The 19,917-nt window shown below is 72.7% G+C and carries 19 protein-coding genes; 5 read left to right on the plus strand and 14 right to left on the minus strand.

Going from position 1 to position 19,917, the window contains the following annotated elements:
- The first annotated feature begins 42 nt into the window (after positions 1–42).
- Positions 43–2,508 carry a dolichyl-phosphate beta-glucosyltransferase gene (locus ABT403_RS10430; protein WP_344166749.1) on the plus strand — a complete coding sequence of 822 codons (2,466 nt, stop codon included), beginning with the start codon at positions 43–45 and terminating at the stop codon, positions 2,506–2,508.
- Between the two features lie 75 nt (positions 2,509–2,583).
- Here the strand turns inward: ABT403_RS10430 and ABT403_RS10435 are convergent, their stop codons facing one another.
- The 14 genes from ABT403_RS10435 to ABT403_RS10500 form a co-directional block, all read right to left on the minus strand.
- Positions 2,584–3,348 carry a sirohydrochlorin chelatase gene (locus ABT403_RS10435; protein WP_344166255.1) on the minus strand — a complete coding sequence of 255 codons (765 nt, stop codon included), beginning with the start codon at positions 3,346–3,348 and terminating at the stop codon, positions 2,584–2,586.
- A 15-nt stretch (positions 3,349–3,363) separates the two neighbouring features.
- Positions 3,364–4,260 (minus strand): ABC transporter permease, encoded by an 897-nt coding sequence (locus ABT403_RS10440; protein WP_344166256.1) that lies wholly within the window; start codon positions 4,258–4,260, stop codon positions 3,364–3,366.
- Positions 4,247–5,041, minus strand: a complete 795-nt coding sequence (locus ABT403_RS10445; RefSeq protein WP_344166257.1) for an ABC transporter ATP-binding protein — start codon at positions 5,039–5,041, stop codon at positions 4,247–4,249. The genes ABT403_RS10440 and ABT403_RS10445 overlap by 14 nt, the downstream gene beginning before the upstream one ends.
- A gap of 49 nt (positions 5,042–5,090) precedes the next feature.
- Positions 5,091–6,212, minus strand: a complete 1,122-nt coding sequence (locus tag ABT403_RS10450) for an aliphatic sulfonate ABC transporter substrate-binding protein (RefSeq protein WP_344166258.1) — start codon at positions 6,210–6,212, stop codon at positions 5,091–5,093.
- A gap of 212 nt (positions 6,213–6,424) precedes the next feature.
- Entirely contained in the window at positions 6,425–7,753 is a 1,329-nt protein-coding gene (locus ABT403_RS10455) for a sulfate adenylyltransferase subunit 1 (RefSeq protein WP_344166259.1), read from the minus strand.
- A gap of 2 nt (positions 7,754–7,755) precedes the next feature.
- Positions 7,756–8,697 carry a sulfate adenylyltransferase subunit CysD gene (cysD, locus tag ABT403_RS10460; protein ID WP_344166260.1) on the minus strand — a complete coding sequence of 314 codons (942 nt, stop codon included), beginning with the start codon at positions 8,695–8,697 and terminating at the stop codon, positions 7,756–7,758.
- Positions 8,694–9,296, minus strand: coding sequence for an adenylyl-sulfate kinase (gene cysC / locus ABT403_RS10465; protein WP_344166261.1), 603 nt, complete (start codon positions 9,294–9,296; stop codon positions 8,694–8,696). Before cysC ends, cysD begins: the two co-directional genes overlap by 4 nt.
- Positions 9,296–9,994 (minus strand): phosphoadenylyl-sulfate reductase, encoded by a 699-nt coding sequence (locus tag ABT403_RS10470; protein WP_344166262.1) that lies wholly within the window; start codon positions 9,992–9,994, stop codon positions 9,296–9,298. Before ABT403_RS10470 ends, cysC begins: the two co-directional genes overlap by 1 nt.
- On the minus strand, positions 9,991–10,170 hold the full coding sequence (locus ABT403_RS10475; protein WP_344166263.1) for a hypothetical protein: 180 nt from the start codon (positions 10,168–10,170) through the stop codon (positions 9,991–9,993). The genes ABT403_RS10470 and ABT403_RS10475 overlap by 4 nt, the downstream gene beginning before the upstream one ends.
- Entirely contained in the window at positions 10,167–11,873 is a 1,707-nt protein-coding gene (locus tag ABT403_RS10480) for a nitrite/sulfite reductase (protein WP_344166264.1), read from the minus strand. The genes ABT403_RS10475 and ABT403_RS10480 overlap by 4 nt, the downstream gene beginning before the upstream one ends.
- Before the next feature lie 215 nt (positions 11,874–12,088).
- Positions 12,089–12,172: a putative leader peptide gene (locus ABT403_RS10485; RefSeq protein ID WP_344166751.1), complete on the minus strand. Its 84-nt coding sequence runs from the start codon at positions 12,170–12,172 to the stop codon at positions 12,089–12,091.
- Between the two features lie 184 nt (positions 12,173–12,356).
- Positions 12,357–12,920, minus strand: a complete 564-nt coding sequence (locus ABT403_RS10490; protein WP_344166265.1) for a GNAT family N-acetyltransferase — start codon at positions 12,918–12,920, stop codon at positions 12,357–12,359.
- A 5-nt stretch (positions 12,921–12,925) separates the two neighbouring features.
- Complete coding sequence (locus tag ABT403_RS10495; RefSeq protein ID WP_344166753.1) at positions 12,926–14,197, minus strand: GAF domain-containing protein; 1,272 nt, start codon at positions 14,195–14,197, stop codon at positions 12,926–12,928.
- A gap of 437 nt (positions 14,198–14,634) precedes the next feature.
- Entirely contained in the window at positions 14,635–16,278 is a 1,644-nt protein-coding gene (locus ABT403_RS10500) for an acyl-CoA dehydrogenase family protein (protein ID WP_344166266.1), read from the minus strand.
- A 17-nt stretch (positions 16,279–16,295) separates the two neighbouring features.
- On the opposite strand from ABT403_RS10500, the gene ABT403_RS10505 reads away from it, so the two are divergent.
- From ABT403_RS10505 to ABT403_RS10520, 4 genes are all read left to right on the plus strand, one after another.
- Entirely contained in the window at positions 16,296–17,420 is a 1,125-nt protein-coding gene (locus tag ABT403_RS10505; protein ID WP_344166267.1) for a YihY/virulence factor BrkB family protein, read from the plus strand.
- Positions 17,421–17,531: 111 nt separating this feature from the next.
- Entirely contained in the window at positions 17,532–17,996 is a 465-nt protein-coding gene (locus ABT403_RS10510; RefSeq protein ID WP_344166268.1) for a CcdC protein domain-containing protein, read from the plus strand.
- Positions 17,997–18,053: 57 nt separating this feature from the next.
- Complete coding sequence (locus ABT403_RS10515) at positions 18,054–19,142, plus strand: sensor histidine kinase (protein WP_344166269.1); 1,089 nt, start codon at positions 18,054–18,056, stop codon at positions 19,140–19,142.
- Positions 19,139–19,819, plus strand: coding sequence for a response regulator (locus ABT403_RS10520; RefSeq protein ID WP_344166270.1), 681 nt, complete (start codon positions 19,139–19,141; stop codon positions 19,817–19,819). Before ABT403_RS10515 ends, ABT403_RS10520 begins: the two co-directional genes overlap by 4 nt.
- The last annotated feature ends 98 nt before the right edge of the window (positions 19,820–19,917 follow it).

The following is a 19,917-nucleotide window of genomic DNA, read 5'->3' on the forward strand; positions in this document are numbered from 1 at the left end:
GGGCGGAACAACTTGACGAACGGCTTGAATGTGCAGAACGGCATGGCCCGTGGTGCCACCATCACGGACGAACCCCACGACCAGGGACCTGGGTCTGTCGGACTCTCCGTGGTCATCCCCGCCTACCGGGAAGAAGAGCGCCTCGCCCCGACCCTGGAACTGGTCCGCGACTACCTCGACGAGCACGTAGGCGCCGGCCCGGCCGCCTGGGAGATCATCGTCGTCGACGACGGCTCCCCGGACAGGACCGCCGCCATAGCGCTCAAGGCCGGGGCGGACGAGCCCCGCATCCGGCTCGTGCAGTCGGAGGAGAACCGGGGCAAGGGCAGCGCCCTGCGCCTCGGCGTCCGCGCCTCCCTGGGCCGCCGCGTACTGATCATGGACGCCGACCTGGCGACGCCGATCGAGGAACTCGCCCGCCTGGAGCAGGCGCTGGCCGACGACCCGTCCATGGACGCGGCCATCGGCTCGCGCGCGCACCGCGACTCCGCCATCGAACGCCAGCAGTCCGTGCTGCGCGAGGTCCTCGGCTGGGTCGGCAACCGGGTCATCCGGCTGGTGGCCGTACGCGGCATCCGCGACACGCAGTGCGGGTTCAAGCTGTTCGACGGCGACCAGGCCCGGGCCGCGTTCGGCGCCGCCCGCCTCGACGGCTGGGCCATCGACGTGGAGATCCTCCAGTACTACCGGCGCAAGGGCTGGCCCGTCGCCGAGGTACCCGTCCGCTGGGCGCACCAGGACGGCTCGAAGGTGAAGCTGCTGGACTACCTGCGCACCCTCGGCGAGCTGATGAAGCTGAACGCGGGCGGCATCGCCGTCGCCGCGCTCTACCTGCTGGCGTCGCTCTACCTCTACAAGGGCCTCTGGACGGACCTGGACGGGGCGATCCTCGCCCACTCGCTCCAGGACCAGAACCAGTGGGAGTGGTTCTTCGGCGTCACCGCCGACAACATCGCGCATCTGCGGAACCCGTTGTTCACCGACCTCCAGAACATGCCGGACGGCGTGAACCTGATGGCCAACACGGTGATGCTCGGGCTCTCGGTGCCGATGACGCCGGTCACCCTGCTGTTCGGCCCGACCTTCGCCCTGGCCACGGTCTTCACCCTCGGCATCGCCGCGACGGCCTGGGCCTGGTACTGGCTGATCCACCGCCGTCTGACGGACAGCCGCTGGGCGGCCGCCGCCGGCGGCGCGCTGGCGGCCTTCGCGCCGCCGATGATCTCGCACGCCAACGCGCACCCGAACTTCGTCGTCCTCTTCATGATCCCGGTCATCATCGACCGGGCCCTGCGCCTGTGCGCGGGCAAGAACGTGGTCCGTGACGGCGTCCTGCTGGGCGTGTTCACCGCCTACCAGATCTTCCTCGGCGAAGAGCCCTTCCTCCTGGCCGCGATGGGCATGGCGATCTTCGCCCTCATCCACGCCTGCTACGACCGGGCCAACGCGCGCGCCGCCGTCAAGCCGCTGGCCAAGGGCCTCGGCATCGGCGTGGCCGTCTCCATACCGCTGGTCGCCTTCCCCCTGTACTGGCAGTTCTTCGGACCGCAGAGCTACCACTCGGTGCTGCACGGCGACAACGGCGCCGGCAACCCGCTGCGCGCCCTCAGCGAGTACCCCGCGCGCTCGCTGTTCGGCGACGCGGAGACCGCCGCCAAGCTGTCGATGAACACCACCGAGCAGAACGCCTTCTACGGCTGGCCCCTGCTGGCGCTGGCCATCGGCATCACCCTGTGGATGTGGCGCCGTCCCCTCGTCCGCGCCCTGGGCCTCACCGCCGTGGCCGCCGCCGTGCTGTCGCTGGGCCCCCGCGTGGAGCTCGACAAGTTCGGCCTCACCGTGCCCGCGCCGTGGCGCCTGCTGCGCCACCTCCCGCTGCTCGAGTCCGTGATCGAGAGCCGGGTGGCGATGGTCTGCGCCCCCGTCTTCGGCATGCTGCTCGCCCTGGCGCTGGACCGGATACGCGGCTTCCGCTCGGGCGACCACCGTGCGGTGGGCTACCTCGCGGTCGCGGCCGCGCTGGTCCCGATCATCCCGCTCCCGCTGGTCACCAAGGACCGCGAGCCGGTTCCGTCCTTCATCACCGAGGGCCGCTACAAGGACTACGTGAAGGAGGGCCGCTCGCTGGTCCCGGTGCCGCTCCCCGACCCGGGCTCCGCGGCCGCCCTGCACTGGCAGAGCAGCACGGGCTTCGGCTTCAAGCTGGCCGGCGGCTACTTCAACGGCCCCGACGGCCCCGACCGCGTCGGGATCTACGGCGCCAAGCCGCGGATGCTCTCGACCCTGCTGAACGACGTGCGCTGGGGCACCGTCGAGCCCCCGGCCGAGATCACCCCGCAGATGCGCGACCAGGCCCGTGCGGACCTGGCGTACTGGAAGGCGGGCGTGCTGGTCCTGCCGGTGCGGGAGCAGCGCGCCAAGGAGCTGCGCGGCACGCTCACCGGGCTGCTGGGCAAGGAGCCGCAGAAGGTCGCCGACTGCCTGGTCTGGCAGGTCGACGCCTCCTAGGGGACGCCACACACACGTGAGGGGGGCCACGGCATTCGTGCCGTGGCCCCCCTCACGCGTGGGGAAATGTCCGGTCTAGGCCGTCAGGGCGGTGTGCGAGGCGCGGGTGCCGGACGCCGCGTCGTAGCGGTGGAGCAGGAGGCGGGCCAGTTCCGGGGCCGCGCCCAGGACCTGCGCCACCGCGTCCGCGCCCGCGGCGTCGGCGCCCGTGGTGATGCGGTCCGGGAGGAAGCCCGGGGCGATGACGTACGGGGCCACCGCGACGCGGTGGACGCCCTCCGCACGGAGGGCGCGAACGGCGTCCTCCGTGCGGGGAAGGGCGGCGGAGGCGAACGCGGGCCGCACGGCACACCAACCGGTGAGCCGCCACTCCCGCGCGATTTCAGCGATCACCGCGATCGCCTCCGGGTCCGAGGACCCGGCGGACGCGAGGACGACTCCGGTCGTCGCGCGCTCCGCCGGGGTGAGGCCGACGCCGGCTTCGGCCAGGCGTCGCTCCAGCGAGGAGATGAGCAGGGGGTGGGGGCCCAGCACGTCCGCCACCCGCACCGACAGGTCGGGGAGGCGGACGGCCGACTCGGCGAGGACCGCCGGGATGTCGGCCTTGGCGTGGAAGGCCCGGGTGAGGAGCAGCGGCAGGGCCACGACCTCACGGACCCCCGACAGGTACAGGGAGGCCAGGGCCTGGGAGACGGCCGGGCCGTTGAAGTCCAGGAAGGCCGTCTCCACCCGCAGCCCCGGCCGCAGCGACCGGACCCGCCCGACGAGGGCGTGCACGGTCGCCGCGTGCCGCGGATCGCGGCTGCCGTGGGCTATGACCAGGAGGGCGGGGGAGGACATGGGCGGTTCCGGATCTCAGTTCTTGACCAGCAGGCCGCGGCTGCGCAGCACCCAGCGCTCGACCGGGCTGAAGATCAGCAGGTCGATGGCGATGCCCACGACCAGGATCAGGACGATCGCCAGGAAAACACCCGGCAGGTCGATGTTGTTCCGGCCGTTCTCCAGGAGCTGGCCCAGGCCCAGGCCCAGGTCGGGGGAGCTGGCGATGATCTCGGCGGCCATCAGGGAGCGCCAGGAGAAGGCCCAGCCCTGCTTGAGACCGGCGACGTAGCCCGGCAGGGCGGCCGGCAGGACGACGTGCCAGGCGCCGCGCAGGCCGGTGGCGCCCAGGGTGCGGCCGGCCCGCAGGAACAGCGGCGGGATCTGGTCGATGCCGGAGACGAGGCCGTTGGCGATGGACGGGACGGCGCCCAGCAGGATCACCGTGTACATCATGGCGTCGTTGAGGCCGAACCAGAGCACCGCCGGCGGCACCCAGGCGACCGAGGGCAGGGACTGCAGGCCCTGGAGGATCGGGCCGATCGCGGCGCGGACGAACTTCACCCGCGCGACGAGCAGGCCGAGCGGGGTGCCGATGGCCAGGGCCAGAAGGAAGCCGAGCAGGCCCCGGGAGACCGAGGTCCAGACGACCTCCAGGAGCGTGCCCTTCAGCCACATGTCGGTCAGGCTGTCCCAGACGGCGGACAGTGCGGGCAGCTTGGTCTCGTCGGTGACCTTCGCCGAGACGAGGACCTGCCAGACCACCAGCACCAGGCCGACGGCCAGGACGGGGGGCAGGACCTTCTTGGTGAGGACCTCGCGCACCGGGGTGCGGTGGGTCTGGACCGCGTCGAGGGCGTCCAGGCCGGCTTCCAGGCCGGCCAGGTCGTCGGTCTTCGCCGTGGCCTTCGGGGTGGTGTCAGTGCTGGCCATGGCGGCGGATCTCCCCACGCAGGTGTTCAGTGATCTCAAGCGACAGCTCCGCGACGTCCGCGTCCTCGATGCGGCGCGGCTGCGGGATGCCCACGGTCCATTCCTTGGCCACCCGCCCGGGGCGGGAGGAGAGGAGGACGACGCGCTGGGCGAGGCGGACCGCCTCGCGGACGTTGTGCGTGACGAAGAGGACCGACAGACCGGTCTCGGCCCAGATGCGGGTCAGCTCGCCGTGCAGGACGTCACGCGTGATGGCGTCGAGCGCCGCGAAGGGCTCGTCCATCAGCAGCAGACGGCTGTCCTGGGCGAGGGCCCGGGCGAGGGCGACGCGCTGGCGCATACCGCCGGAGAGCTCGTGGACCCGCTTGCCGTAGGCGCCGCCGAGGCGGACCAGCTCCAGCAGCCGCTCGGCCTCCGGCTTGCGGTCGGCCTTGGCGACGCCGCGCAGCCGCAGCGCCAGTTCGATGTTCTTTCCGGCCGTCAGCCAGGGGAACAGCGCGTGCTCCTGGAACATCAGCGCCGGACGGCCCCCGGGGGTCTCGATCGACCCCGCCGACGGCTTGTCCAGCCCCGCGACCAGGTTGAGCAGGGTGGACTTGCCACACCCCGACGCCCCCAGGAGGGTGACGAACTCTCCGGGAGCGACATCGAGGCTGATGTCGTCCAGGACGAGCTGCGATCCGGCCGGGCCGGAGAAGGACTTCGAGACGTGCTCGATACGGGCGGCGTGCGTCTGCTCCGCTACCGAGCCCTCGGCAGCCTTGGCGAGTGTGGTGGCCATGGTCGTCACCTCCTGGGGTTGCTGGCTTCTGTGGATCAAGGGGGCGGGATTACTTGGCGCCGAGGCCGGCGTCGGAGACGGCGGGCTTGCCGGCGGCCTTGAGGACCTTGTTCAGGAGCGTCAGGTCGTAGATGCCGGCCAGGTCGGGCTTCTCCAGGAGCTTGGCCTTGACCGCCCATTCGGACTGCGTCTTCAGCGTCGCGGCCAGCGGGTCGTCGGTGACCGAGATGCTCGGCCACGCCGGGTCGATGACCTTGGGGTCCAGTCCCTTGCCGGTGTCGGCGAGGAGCCGGGCGTTCGCGGAGGCCTTGGCCTTGTCCTGGTTCGAGTGGATCCACTCGTTGGTCTTCACCGTGCCGCGCAGCACGGCCTCGACGACGTCCGCGTGCTCCTTGAGGAACTTCTGCGACACGATGACGTTCGTGATCACGAACTTGTTCTCGGGCCACAGGCTGCCCTCGTCGAGGAGGACGGAGCCGCCGTCGGAGACGAGCTTGGAGGCGGTGGGCTCGGGGACCCAGGCGCCGTCGATGGAGCCCTGCTTGAAGGCGTCCGGGGTGACCTTGTTGTCGGTGCGGACCACGGAGACGTCGCCCTTGCCGGACTCGGGGTCGACCGTCCAGCCCTTCTCCGAGATCCAGTTGAGGAACGCGACGTCCTGCGTGTTCCCCTTCTGCGGGGTGGCGATCTTCTTGCCCTTGAGGTCGTCCAGCGTCTTGATCTTGTCCGGGTTCACAACCAGCTTGACGCCGCCGGAGGCCGCGCCGGAGATGATCCGCAGGTTGGAGCCCTTGGACTTGACGTAGCCGTTGATGGACGGCGAGGGGCCGATGAAGCCGATGTCGAGGGAGCCGCCGTTGAGGGCCTCGATCTCCGAGGGGCCGGCGTTGAAGGTCTGCGGCTTGATCTTGGTGCCGTTCAGTTCCTTCTCGATCAGGCCTTCCTGGAGGCCGACCAGGGCGGTGGCGTGGGTCAGGTTCGGGAAGTAGCCGATCCGGACCTCGGACGCGGAGAGCGCCTTGCCGCCCTCGGCGGACGCGCCGGCGGGCTTGTTCTCCGTCTTCTCCGCCTGGGAACCGTAGCCGCAGGAGGCGAGCGTGCCGATCAGCAGCGGCAGGGCGGTGGCGGCGACGGCGCCGCGGAACAGGGACTTCTTACGGATGGCAGGCACGGGAGGACTTCCTCTCGGCGCGCCGTCAGTCGGTTACGGCGCGGTTCTCAGGCGGTGGATCAAGGGCGGGTACGGCTCGTGGGGGGCGCGCGTGCGGTGCGCGTACGTCATCGCGCACATCGCGCCACCCCTCCCTGGCCGCTGCCGAGGGCGCCGCTGCCCACGCGGCCGCCCTCCTTCGCGAAGGTGGTGTACATGTCGGTCCGCATGACCTAGAAGTCCCACCCTTCCTCGTCGGCCCGCACGGTCTCGGCCTTGGAGGCGAAGGACTCGCCCGCCATGCCCGCCGCGAGGGTGGTGCCGTCGGCCGGGTCGATCAGCAGGAAGGACCCGGTGCGGCGCGAGTCGGCGTACGCGTCGAGCGCGAGCGGCTCGGCGGTGCGGACGACGACGCGGCCGATGTCGTTGGCCACCAGCTGCCCGGGGGCCGGGTGCTGGGACAGGTCGTCGAGGGTCAGCCGCGAGGGGATCTCCTTGACGATCGCCTTGACCGTGCGCGTCGTGTGCTTGAGCAGCACCCGCGCGCCCACGGCCAGCGGCTGGTCGGCCACGTGGCAGACCGTCGCGACGACGTCCTGCGTGGTGGCCGGGGCGCTCGCGGCCGGCGCGATCAGGTCGCCGCGCGAGATGTCGATGTCGTCCTTCAGCCGCAGGGTCACCGACTGCGGGGACCAGGCGATGTCCACGGACTCGCCGAGCGCGTCGATGCCCTCGATCACCGAGGTCCTCCCCGACGGCAGGACGGTGACGGCCTCGCCGACGCGCAGGACGCCGGAGGCGATCTGGCCCGCGTACCCGCGGTAGTCGGGGTGCTCGGCGGTCTGCGGGCGGATCACGTACTGCACCGGGAAACGCGCCGGGCAGGCGGTGAGGTCGTGGCTGACCGGGACGGTCTCCAGGTGCTCCAGCACCGTCGGGCCGCCGTACCAGTCCATGTTCGCGGAGGGCTCGACCACGTTGTCCCCGGCGAGGGCCGAGATCGGGATCGCGGTGATCTCCGGGACGCCCAGCTCCGAGGCGTAGGCGGTGAACTCCTCGGCGATCTTCGCGAAGACCGGCTCCCGGTAGTCGACGAGGTCCATCTTGTTGACGGCGAGGACCACGTGCGGGACGCGCAGCAGGGCGGCGACGGCCGCGTGCCGGCGGGTCTGCTCGATGACCCCGTTGCGGGCGTCGACGAGGACCACGGCGAGGTCGGCGGTGGAGGCACCGGTGACCATGTTCCGGGTGTACTGCACGTGACCGGGGGTGTCGGCCAGGATGAACCGGCGCCGGGTGGTGGCGAAGTAGCGGTAGGCCACGTCGATGGTGATGCCCTGCTCGCGCTCGGCCCGCAGGCCGTCGGTCAGCAGCGCCAGGTCGGGGGCGTCCTGCCCGCGGTCGGCGGAGACCCGCTCCACGGCCTCCAGCTGGTCCTCCAGGACCGACTTGGAGTCGTGCAGCAGGCGGCCCACCAGGGTGGACTTGCCGTCGTCGACGGAACCCGCGGTGGCGAAGCGCAGCAGCGTGGTGGCGCTGAGCTGCTCGGTGGTGGTGGTCATGGCTAGAAGTACCCTTCGCGCTTGCGGTCTTCCATCGCGGCCTCGGACAGCTTGTCGTCGGCGCGGGTCGCGCCCCGCTCGGTGAGGCGGGACACGGCGATCTCGGCGATCACGGCGTCCAGCGAGTCGGCGTCGGAGTCGACGGCGCCGGTGCAGGACATGTCACCGACGGTGCGGTAGCGCACGAGGCGCCTCTCCACCGGCTCGGTGTCCTTGGGGCCGCCCCACTCGCCGGCGGTCAGCCACATGCCGTTGCGCTGGAAGACGTCGCGCTCGTGCGCGAAGTAGATCTCGGGGAGTTCGATGTTCTCGCGGGCGATGTACTGCCACACGTCCAGCTCGGTCCAGTTGGAGAGCGGGAAGACGCGGACGTGTTCGCCGGGGGCGTGGCGGCCGTTGTACAGCTGCCACAGCTCGGGGCGCTGGCGGCGGGGGTCCCACTGGGAGAACTCGTCGCGCAGGGAGAAGACGCGCTCCTTGGCGCGGGCCTTCTCCTCGTCGCGGCGGCCGCCGCCGAACACGGCGTCGAACCTCAGCCGCTGGATCGCCTCGGTCAGCGGGACGGTCTGCAGCGGGTTGCGGACGCCGTCCGGGCGCTCGCGGAGCTTGCCGGCGTCGATGTACTCCTGGACGGAGGCCACGTGCAGGCGCAGGCCGTGCTTCTCGACGGCGCGGTCGCGGTAGGCCAGCACCTCGGGGAAGTTGTGGCCGGTGTCCACGTGCAGCAGCGAGAAGGGCACCGGCGCGGGGGCGAAGGCCTTGAGCGCCAGGTGCAGCATGACGATGGAGTCCTTGCCGCCGGAGAAGAGGATCACCGGCTTCTCGAACTCGCCCGCCACCTCGCGGAAGATGTGCACCGCCTCGGATTCGAGGGCGTCGAGGTGCGACAGCGCGTAGGGCGCGTCCGAACCGGACTCGGTGTGCAGGTGCGCGGCGGTGGTCATGCCAGACCCCTCTCGGTGAGCAGTGCGTGCAGGGCGGAGGCCGACTCCCGCACGGTCTGCGTGTGCGACTCGATGCGCAGGTCGGGGGCCTGCGGGGCCTCGTACGGGTCGTCGACCCCGGTCAGACCGGAGATCTCGCCCGCGGCCTGCTTGGCGTACAGGCCCTTCACGTCGCGCTCGGAGCAGACCTCGACCGGGGTCGCGACGTGCACTTCGAGGTAGCGGGTACCGGCCGCGGCGTGCCGCTTCGCGACGGCCTCGCGGCTGTCGGCGAAGGGGGCGATCACCGGGACGAGGGCCTTCACGCCGTGGCTCGCGAGGAGTTCGGCGACGAAGCCGATCCGCTGCACGTTGGTGTGCCGGTCCTCGCGGCTGAAGCCCAGGCCGGCGGAGAGGAACTCGCGGATCTCGTCGCCGTCGAGGACCTCCACCCGGTGGCCCTCGGCGCGCAGCCGCTCCGCCAGCGCGTAGGCGATGGTGGTCTTGCCCGCGCTGGGCAGACCGGTCAGCCACACGGTGGCTCCCTGGCCGGTCACGCTCATCCGCTTCTCCGTAAGTTCCTTGGTGTGCCTGGTCTGTGGGGGTGAGGGGGTGGTCATCAGCCGTGCAGTCCGCACTCGGTCTTGCCGCGTCCGGCCCAGCGGCCGGCCCGTACGTCCTCGCCCTCGGCGACCCGGCGGGTGCAGGGGGCGCAGCCGACGGAGGTGTAGCCGTCCATCAGCAGCGGGTTGGTGAGGACGCCGTGCTCGGCGACGTACGCGTCCACGTCGTCCTGGGTCCAGCGGGCGATCGGCGAGATCTTGACCTTCCGCCGCTTCTCGTCCCAGCCGACCACCGGCGTGCCCGCCCGGGTGGGGGACTCGTCGCGGCGCAGGCCCGTCGCCCACGCGTCGTACGCGGTCAGGCCCTCTTCGAGCGGCTTGACCTTGCGCAGCGCGCAGCACAGGTCCGGGTCGCGGTCGTGCAGCTTCGGGCCGTACTCGGCGTCCTGTTCGGCCACCGTCCGGCGCGGGGTGAGGGTGATGACGTTGACGTTCATCACGGCCTCGACCGCGTCGCGGGTGCCGATGGTCTCCTCGAAGTGGTAGCCGGTGTCGAGGAAGACCACGTCCACACCCGGAGCCACGCGGGAGGCCAGGTGGGCGACGACCGCGTCCTCCATGGAGGAGGTGACGCAGAACTTCTTCCCGAAGGTGTCGGCCGCCCAGCGCAGGATGTCCAGCGCGGGGGCGTCCTCCAGGTCGCGGCCCGCCCGCTCGGCCAGTTCTCTGAGATTCACGTCTTGAGTGGTGGTCATATCTCGTCCCCTCCCACGGCGTTGGACCGAACACCCCGGGACAGCAGGCCGAGGTACTTCAGCTGGAAGGCCCGGTTGCAGGCCCGGCATTCCCAGGCGCCGTGGCCCGTCTCGTGGGGAAACAGGTCCTCGTCGCCGCAGTACGGGCAGTAGAACGGTGCGGCGCGCTCGCTCACGAGAGGTCCTCGTCCTTGGCGCGGCCGACCCAGGCGGCGAAGCGCTCGCCTTCCTCGCGCTGCTCCGAGAAGCGCGTGACGACCCGCTCGACGTAGTCGGGGAGCCCGGCCGAAGTGACCTTCAGGCCGCGGACCTTGCGGCCGAAGCCGGCCTCCAGGCCCAGGGCGCCGCCCAGGTGGACCTGGTAGCCCTCGACCTGGTTGCCCTCGTCGTCCAGGACGAGCTGGCCCTTGAGACCGATGTCCGCCACCTGGATACGGGCGCAGGCGTTCGGGCAGCCGTTGATGTTGATGGTGAGCGGCTCGGCGAAGTCCGGCAGGCGGCGCTCCAGCTCGTCGATGAGGGAGGCGCCGCGGCCCTTGGTCTCGACGATGGCCAGCTTGCAGAACTCGATGCCGGTGCAGGCCATCGTGCCGCGGCGGAACGGGGACGGCTTGACCCGCAGGTCCAGCGCCTCCAGGGCCGCGACGACCGAGTCGACCCGGTCGGCCTCGACGTCGAGGACGATCATCTTCTGCTCGGCGGTGGTGCGCAGGCGCCCGGAGCCGTGCTGCTCGGCGATGTCCGCGATCTTGGTCAGGGTGGCGCCGTCGACACGGCCGACGCGGGGCGCGAAGCCGACGTAGAACTTCCCGTCCCGCTGCCGGTGCACGCCGACGTGGTCGCGCCACTGGCCGCTGGGCTGCTCGGGCGCGGGGCCGTCGGTCAGCTTGCGCTTCAGGTACTCGTCCTCCAGGACCTGGCGGAACTTGGCCGGGCCCCAGTCGGCGACGAGGAACTTCAGGCGGGCGCGGGTGCGCAGGCGCCGGTAGCCGTAGTCGCGGAAGATCGAGATGACGCCCTCGTAGACGTCCGGGACCTCGTCGAGCGAGACCCAGGTGCCCAGGCGCACGCCCAGCTTGGGGTTGGTGGAGAGGCCGCCGCCGACCCAGACGTCGAAGCCGGGGCCGTGCTCGGGGTGGTTGACGCCCACGAAGGCGATGTCGTTGATCTCGTGCGCCACGTCGAGCAGCGGCGAGCCGGAGACCGCGGACTTGAATTTGCGGGGCAGGTTCGAGAAGTCCTTGTTGCCGACGATGCGGCGGTAGATCTCCTCGATGGCGGGGGTGCCGTCGATGATCTCGTCCTCGGCGATGCCGGCGACGGGTGAGCCGAGGATGACGCGGGGCGTGTCACCGCAGGCCTCGGTGGTGGACAGGCCGACGGCCTCCAGGCGGCGCCAGATCTCCGGGACGTCCTCGATCCGGATCCAGTGGTACTGCACGTTCTGGCGGTCGGTGAGGTCGGCGGTGCCGCGCGCGAACTCCTCGGAGATCTCGCCGATGACGCGGAGCTGCTCGGTGGTCAGCCGGCCGCCGTCGATGCGGACGCGCAGCATGAAGTACTTGTCGTCCAGCTCCTCCGGCTCCAGGATCGCGGTCTTGCCGCCGTCGATCCCGGGCTTGCGCTGGGTGTAGAGGCCCCACCAGCGCATACGGCCGCGCAGGTCGTTGGGGTCGATCGAGTCGAAGCCCGTCTTGGAGTAGATCGTCTCAATGCGTGTCCGCACGTTGAGACCGTCGTCGTCCTTCTTGAACTGCTCGTTGCCGTTGAGGGGCGTGTGGTGTCCGACGGCCCACTGGCCCTCACCGCGGTGACGGCCGGTCTTGCGGCGCGCGGCGGCTGCGGGGGCGGCTGCGGGCGTTTCGGGGGTGGCGGCCATGGCGGGTACGTCCTTCTTCAACGGCTCGGGCGGGGCAGGGGAGCGGCGGCGCGCCCCTGTCACGCTGGAATCTCCGAGCAGGTGTGGTCGATTTCCGCCCTTATGCCGGGGTTTCCGGCGTGCGGGGGCGGTGTTCGGCCTTCAGGGGGCTTGCAGGTGGTCGACGCGTCCGCGGCGGCGGGGACGGCGGCGACGTGCGGCGGTGGCTGGTTCCGTCAGCTCGCCGGACACATGGCGCTGGACATGCGGCCGAGGTCGACGTGACGTCGACTCACCAAGGCGATTCCAGCTCCATTCATGGCCGAAGCGTGTCACGGGCCGATTGGAGGAGTCCACTACTGTCCACTATCCGGACGAACTCGTCCCGGATCATGAGACCGCGTGACGGGAGTCACGTCACACGGGTCTTCCGCTCCCGCCCCGCCCGCGCCGCGCGGGGGCCGGGACGAGCGGGCGGGGCCTCGTGAAATGAAGGGAGGGGGCTTACGCGCCCGGCCAGGGGCCGGGGGTGGGGGTGTCCTGCTTCTCTTCCGTTTCCGTCCTGAAGACCTTGAAGCCGCGCCGCCGGTAGTTGTCCATCGCCGTGGGGCCGTCCTGGCTGCACGTGTGGACCCACACCCGGCGGGTGGGCTCCAGGCCCGGCCAGCGCTCGGCGAGGTCCCAGGCGCGGGCCGTGCCCAGGGTCAGCAGGTGCCCGCCTATGCGCCGGCCCCGGAAGTCCGGCAGCAGCCCGAAGTACATGATCTCCACCACACCGTCCGGCTGGGGGTCCAGCTCGATGTACCCCGCCGGGGTGCCCCGGTCGTACGCCACCCAGGTCTCCACGCCCGGCCGGTCCAGGTGCGCCACCCACTCGGCCCGGGTCAGCGACAGCCGGTCCGTCCAGTGGATGTCCCCGCCCACCGAGGCGTACAGGAAGCGGCTGAACTCGGGCGAGGGCACCTCGGCCCGGCTGATCGTGATCTCCGGGCCGGGTACGGCCGCCGGGACCAGGTCGGCGGGGGAGGTCATTTCGAGGGACCAGGTGGTCAGTGTGACGGTGCTCATGCGCTTCAGGGAACCACACGCCCGTCGCCGGGGCGGCCGAGCCCCAGCCGGGCCCGGACCACCCCCGGGGCCGTGGAGTGGGGGAGCAGCCCGGCCGGGTCCCCGGGGCGGATCAGCTCCACCTCCACGTCCTCCGCGAACCGGTACGGGCGGTGGCTCAGTACCCCCGCCAGGTGGCGGCGCACCCGGGACAGCTCGGCGCGGACGGTCACCGTACGGGTGGCGTCCCCGAACAGCTCCTCCGCCAGCTCCGCCGCCGTCCGCCCGCGCGGGGTCTGCGCCAGCAGGAACAGCAGCTCCGCGTGGCGCGGGCTCAGCTCCCGGGACCAGCTGCCCGCGGCCCCGTACACCGTCGCCGACCAGGACCGGGGCCGGCTCAGGTCCAGCACCACCCGGCTCACCGCCGCGGCCGCCGAGGGCTCCGCCAGGCGCAGGAGCCAGCCGCCGGGCAGCGGCTCCGCCACGCAGTCGCCCAGCTGCGGGATCCACAGCCGGCCCGGGCCGAGCGCCTTCGGCAGCGCCACCCGGTCGGCGGGGGCCAGCCCCGTCACGGCCGCCGTCCAGCCGTGCGGGTCGACGGCCACGGCCCGGCCGGGCAGCCGCGCCAGCAGCGGCGCCGCCACCGCGCGCAGCCGCTCCAGGGACTCCAGGTGGCGCACCCGCAGCTCCCGCTCGGCGAGCCGGGCCACCGAGCTGACCCAGGCCAGGGTCGCCGGGTGCATGGTGGCCAGCGGCCCGCTCACGTCGACCACGCCGATCAGCTGCCCGTCCCGGGGGTCGTGCACGGGGGCCCCGGCGCAGGTCCAGTCGTGGTGGCTGGAGACGAAGTGCTCCGCCGAGAACACCTGCACCGGCCGCCGGGTCACCAGCGAGGTGCCCACCCCGTTCGTGCCGACCACGGACTCGTCCCAGTCGGCCCCCACCGCGAAACCCAGCCGGTCCGCCTTGCGCAGGATCCCGCTGTGCCCCTCCCGCCACAGCAGCCGCCCGTCGGCGTCGGCGACGACCATGATGTGCAGGGTCTCGTCCAGCGCGGGCAGCAGCCCCTCCCGCAGCACCGGGAGGATCTCCCGCAGCGGCGACACCTGCCGCCGCTCCTCCGTCTCGGCGGCCGACAGCACCCGCGAGCGCGCGTCCCGGTCGGGGTGCACCCCGCCGGCCATCATCCGCCGCCAGGACTCGGCGATCTCCGGGCGCGGGGCGGCCGGCGGGCGGTCCCCGGCCAGCGCCGCCGCCCGTACCCCCTTGAGCAGACGCGCGGCCTCCCGCGCGTCCATGGCCGAGATGCGCGCCACGTCGGCCGTGCTGCCTGCGGTGTGGGCCACCGGAACCTCCCCGTGCTGAACAGGACGTACTGCGGAAGCCGCCGAGGCCGGTGTACACGACCCTTCCCCGGGCACGTGCGGCGGGCACCTGCGACCACCTGTGGACCGAAGGGTTGCAACGGTATGCAACTCTCGCCAACCCCCGGTCGCGCGACCGAAACTATCGGCACGCCGCCGAGCGGCGTGACAGCTCCTTCCTCGGGGCTCTTGGGACCAGGGGTGGTGCCGAGTCGGCGCGGCGCCACCCCCGGTCCCACCTGGACGGGTTCGGATCCGGCGCTGAACGGTTCGAGGTCGCGGTGGTTTGGGGACCGCCGCGGCCCCGCGGTCCCGGGTGGTTTGGGGACCACCCGCGAACCGCGCGCACCGCAGCGGTCAGGGGACCGCGCTCAGCCCGCGATCCGCGCCCGTGCCACGATCCCGCCCAGGTCCAGGGTGTGCGGCAGCGTTCCGAAGGCGGAGCCCCGGTCGCCGCCGAACCGGGACGCGCAGAACGCGTCCGCCACCTCCGGCGGGGCCCACCGCACCAGCAGCGAACCCTGGAGCACCAGCGCGATCCGCTCCGCCACCCGCCGGGCCCGGGCCTCGATCCCCTCCAGGTCGGCGAGGTCCGTCAGCAGGTCCCTGATCGCGGCGTCCAGCCGGTGGTCGGCGCCCCGGGCCAGGCCCACCTCCTGGAGGAAGGCGTTCAGCGCGTCCGGCTCCCTGCGCAGGGCGCGCAGCGCGTCCAGCGCCTGGACGTTGCCCGCACCCTCCCAGACGGAGTTCACCGGGGATTCGCGCAGCAGTCTCGGCAGCCCGGACTCCTCTACGTAGCCGTTGCCCCCCAGACACTCCAGTGCCTCCGCCACCATCGGCGTACAGCGCTTGGTCACCCAGTACTTCGCGGCGGGCACCGCGAGCCGCAGGAAGGCCCGCTCCCGGTCCGTCCCCGCGTCGCAGGCGGCCGCCAGGCGCAGGGCCAGGGTGGTCGCCGCCTCCGACTCCAGGGCGAGGTCGGCGAGGACGTTGCGCATCAGCGGCTGCTCGCTGAGCACCGCTCCGAAGGCGGAGCGGTGCTCCGCGTGGTGAACGGCCTGCGTCAGCGCCTGCCGCATCAGCGCGGCCGAGCCGGTCACGCAGTCCAGCCGGGTCGCCGCCACCATGCCGATGATGGTCCGCACCCCCCGGCCCTCCTCGCCCACCCGACGCCCCCAGGTCCCGTCGAACTCGATCTCACCCGACGCGTTCGACCGGTTCCCCAGCTTGTCCTTCAGCCGCTGCACCGCGAACGCGTTGCGCGTCCCGTCCGGCAGCACCCGCGGCACCAGGAAGCAGGTCAGCCCCCCGGGAGCCTGCGCCAGCACCAGGAAGCCGTCCGACATCGGCGCCGAGCAGAACCACTTGTGCCCCGTCAGCAGGTACTCCCCGGGCGCGTCCAGCGCCACCGCCGCCGTCGTGCTCGCCCGCACGTCGCTGCCGCCCTGCTTCTCCGTCATCGCCATCCCGAACAGCACCCCCGCCTTGTCCGCCGGCGGCCGCAGCCCCTCCTCGTACACGTGCGAGGTCAGCAGCGGCTCCCACACGGCGGCCAGCTCCGGATCCGTCCGCAGCGCCGGCACCGCCGCGTGCGTCATCGAGACCGGGCAGCCGTGCCCCGCCTCCGCCTGCGACCACACGAAGAACCCCGCCGCACGCCGCAGGTGCCCCGACGGCCGCCCCCAGGCGTCGGTGAGCCCCGCCCCCACCGCGTGCCCCAGCAGCCGGTGCCACGCCGGGTGGAACTCCACCTCGTCGATCCGGTTCCCGTAGCGGTCGTGCGTCCGCAGCACCGGCGGGTTCTCGTTGGCCAGCCGCCCCCACTCCAGGGCCTGCGCCGAACCGGCGGCGCGCCCGAGGTCCGCGAGTTCCCGCCGCACCTCGTCCGCGACGTCCGCGGCGGCCCCGGCGAGGTGCCGCTCCACCCCCTCCGTGAGGGCCCGGTCGCCGAGGTAGACCTCGTACCCGACGAGCGGCGGGGCCTGGTTGCTGACTGTGTGGGTGGTGGCTGCCATGCGGCTACCGTAAGGACGTGCAGCCAGCGAAAGAAACACCCGAGGGGACCCCGGCACGCCCGGGCCGGCTCCACCGGGCCCGCGTCCTCTACCGCAACGTCTCCAAGCGCAAGATGGGCTGGCTGCTCCTCAAGGACACCGTCAACTCGTGCGTCGAGTACCGGATCCTCGGCCTCGCCGCCGAAGCCGCCTTCTTCACCCTGCTCTCCCTGCCCCCGCTCTTCCTCGGCCTGCTGGGCCTGCTCGGCTACGTGGACGGCTGGACGAACACCGAGTCCGTGGCCAGCATCGAGGAGAACATCCTGCGCGCGGTCGGCACCGTCCTGTCCGACCGGGGCGTCAACGACATCGCCAGACCCATGCTCGACGACGTCACCCGCGAGGGCCGTCCCGACCTGATCTCCCTCGGCTTCGCCTTCGCCCTGTGGTCCGGCTCCCGCGCCGTCAACGTCTTCATCGACACCATCACCGTCATGTACGGGCTCGACGGGCAGCGCGGCATCGTCAAGACCCGGCTGCTGGCCTTCCTCCTCTACGTGGTCGCCCTGGTGATCGGCGCGATCGTGCTGCCGCTGATGGTGGTCGGCCCCGACGCCGTCGTCCGCCTGGTGCCCTGGAGCACGGAGGTGATCGCCGTCCTCTACTGGCCGGTGGTCACCCTGCTCTCCATCGCCTTCCTGACCACGCTCTACCACGTCTCCGTGCCCGTCCGCTCGCCCTGGATCGAGGACGTGCCCGGCGCGCTGGTCGCCCTCGCGATGTGGGTGCTCGGCTCGTTCCTGCTGCGGATCTACCTCACCAACACCGTGGAGGGCCCGACCATCTACGGCTCGCTGGCCGCCCCCGTCGCGGTCCTGCTGTGGATCGGCATCTCCGCCTTCGCCGTGCTCGTCGGCGCGGCCGTCAACGCCGCCATCGACCGGGTCTGGCCCTCGGTGGCCACCGCCGCCGCGCGCGAGGCGAACGACCGCCTCCGCGAGGCCGAGGCCGCCCAGCTCGTCGCCCGGGCCGCCGCCTGGCGGGCCCTGGCCGAGGGGGAGTCCGAGGACGACGAGGACGCGGGGATGCCCTCGGAGTTCCCCGAGCGCTGGTCGAACTTCCTGCCCCCGGACGACTACACCTCCCGCCTGCGCAAACACTGACCGGCCCGGCCCCGGCGGCCCGTCTCCACCCGTGGGTGGAGACGCGACCTCCACCCGGGATCCACCCCGGCGCCGATCACAGGGACGCGGCCCGTTCCTAGCGTGAAGGGCATGGATATCGCACGTGTTCTCGTCATCGCGCTGGTCGTCGTCTTCGTCCTCGTACGCAGGTTCGGCGGCCGGCCCGTCAAGGACCAGGACCGCCTCTGGGTGCTGCCCGCGATCCTCGTCGCCGTCGGCGTCGGCGAGGGCGGACTGATCGCCCCCGCCCACCCCGTGCTGAGCGTGGTCCTCCTCGCCGCCGGGATCGCCGCCGCCTGCGCCACCGGCCTCCTCATGGGCCGCGCCATGACCCTGTGGCGCGAGCCCGACGGCACCCTCTGGGCCAAGGGCAACCGGACGGTCCTCGCCTTCTTCGGGCTCTCCCTCGCCACCCGGGCGGCCCTCGCCCTCCTCGGGTACGCCGTCGGCGTCCCCGTCCGCAACGGGGCCCTGCTGGTGACCCTCGCGAGCTGGATCCTGGCCCAGGGCCTGGCCCTGGCCGCCCGCTCCCGGCGGGTCCCCGCCACGGTCTGAAGGCCCGTTCCGATGCGCTCCCTCCCCCGCCGGCCGGGCTGGCTACAGTGGGCCGGGATGGCTTCACGCACCCTGCCCACGCTCACGAACACCCACGTCAGGGTCGCCGTCCAGGTGGCGCTGCTCGTCTGGTTCGTCCACGGCCTGCTGACGCCCCCGCCCGGGGCCGCCGCCCTCGCCTGCGCACTGGCCGGACTCGGCGCGACCCTCCTCGGCGTCACCCTCCTCGACGGCCGCCCCCGCACCGGGGCAGGCGTCCTCGGCGCGGCCCTGGCCGCCGCCTGCGCGACCGGCCTGCTGGCGCCCACCACCCCCTGGGTGGTCCTCGTCTTCGCCGTGTGCGGCTTCGCCGCCGCCCGCCTCGGGGCGCTCGCCGCCGGCCTCCTGCTCGGCGCCGGCGCGGCCGCGGTGGCCGCCGTCACCCTGCTGCGCGACCGCGACCCCGTCGAACTGTGGAACGTCGTCGGCCTCTGCGGGCTGTTCGCGTACGTCCGCGCCGGCCGGTCCCGGCGCGCCGCGGCCGAGTCCGAACGCCAGCGCGCCCTGCTGGCCGAGCGGGCACACGTGGCCCGGGAGGTCCACGACATCCTCGCCCACTCCCTCTCCGCCCAGCTCATCCACCTGGAGAGCGCCCGGCTGACCCTGGCGGCCGGCCGGTACGAGGAGGCCGGCGTCCTGGTCGAGCGGGCCCGCACCCTCGCCAAGGGCGGACTGGAGGAGACCCGCCGGGCCGTCGCCGTCCTGCGCGGCGACGTCCCCGCCCCGGCGGAGGCCCTCGACGCCCTCGCCGAGGAGTACCGCCGCACCACGGGCGCCGCCTGCGCCCTCACCGTCGACGCCGGGCCCCGGCCGCTGCCCCCCGACGCGGCCCTCGCCGTGATCCGCACCGCGCAGGAGGCCCTGACCAACGCCCGCAAGCACGCCGCCGGGGCCGACGTGGAGATCACCCTCTCCTGGCCGGGCGACCGCTACGCGCTGTGCGTCACCGACTCCGGCGGCACCGGGCCCGCCCCGCACGCCGCCACCGGCGGCGGCTACGGCCTCGTCGGGATGGCCGAACGCGCTGAACTCATCGGCGCCCGGCTCGACGCCGGGCCGCACGGCACCGGCTTCCGCGTACTCCTGGAAGGACCCCTCGCACCGTGACCGACACCGGCGCCCCGATCCGCGTGATCGTCGTCGACGACCAGACCGTCGTACGGGAAGGGCTCGTCCTGCTGCTCGGCCTGCTGCCCGGCACCGAGGTGGTCGCCTCCGCCGCCGACGGCGCCGAGGCCGTCCGGCTCGTCGCCGAACACGCCCCCGACGTGGTCCTGATGGACCTGCGCATGCCCCGCGTGGACGGGGTGGAGGCCACCCGGCTGATCACCCAGAACCACCCCGGGACCGGGGTCGTCGTCCTCACCACCTACAGCGACGACGCCTCCGTCCTGGACGCCCTCAAGGCCGGTGCCCGCGGCTACCTCACCAAGGACGCCGACGCGCAGGAGATCGCCCGCGCCCTGGCCGAGGTGCGCGACGGCGCCACCAGCCTCGGCCGCGCGGCACGCGAACGCCTGGTCGCGGCGGCCGTCGCCGCCGAACCGCCGCCCCGGCGCCAAGGGGAAGGTCTGCCCGACGGCCTGACGGCCCGTGAGGGGGAGGTGCTCGCCCTGATCGCCGAGGGGCACTCCAACACGGAGATCGCCCGCCGGCTCACCATCGGCGAGTCCACCGTCAAGACGCACATCAACAACCTCTTCGCCAAGACCGGGGTCCGCGACCGCGCCCAGGCCGTCCGCTACGCCTACCGCCACGGGATGGCGACGCCCGGACCGGGGTGAGGACTTCCCGCGATTAATTCGGTGGTGCGGCCGGCCGGGGCCGGGCTATGGTTCCCGGGTACGGAGGCGCGGGACCCGACCGCCTTCCGGGAGAGCCG

Source organism: Streptomyces sp. NPDC000075 (genome assembly GCF_040301925.1).
Lineage (GTDB): Bacteria > Actinomycetota > Actinomycetes > Streptomycetales > Streptomycetaceae > Streptomyces > Streptomyces polychromogenes.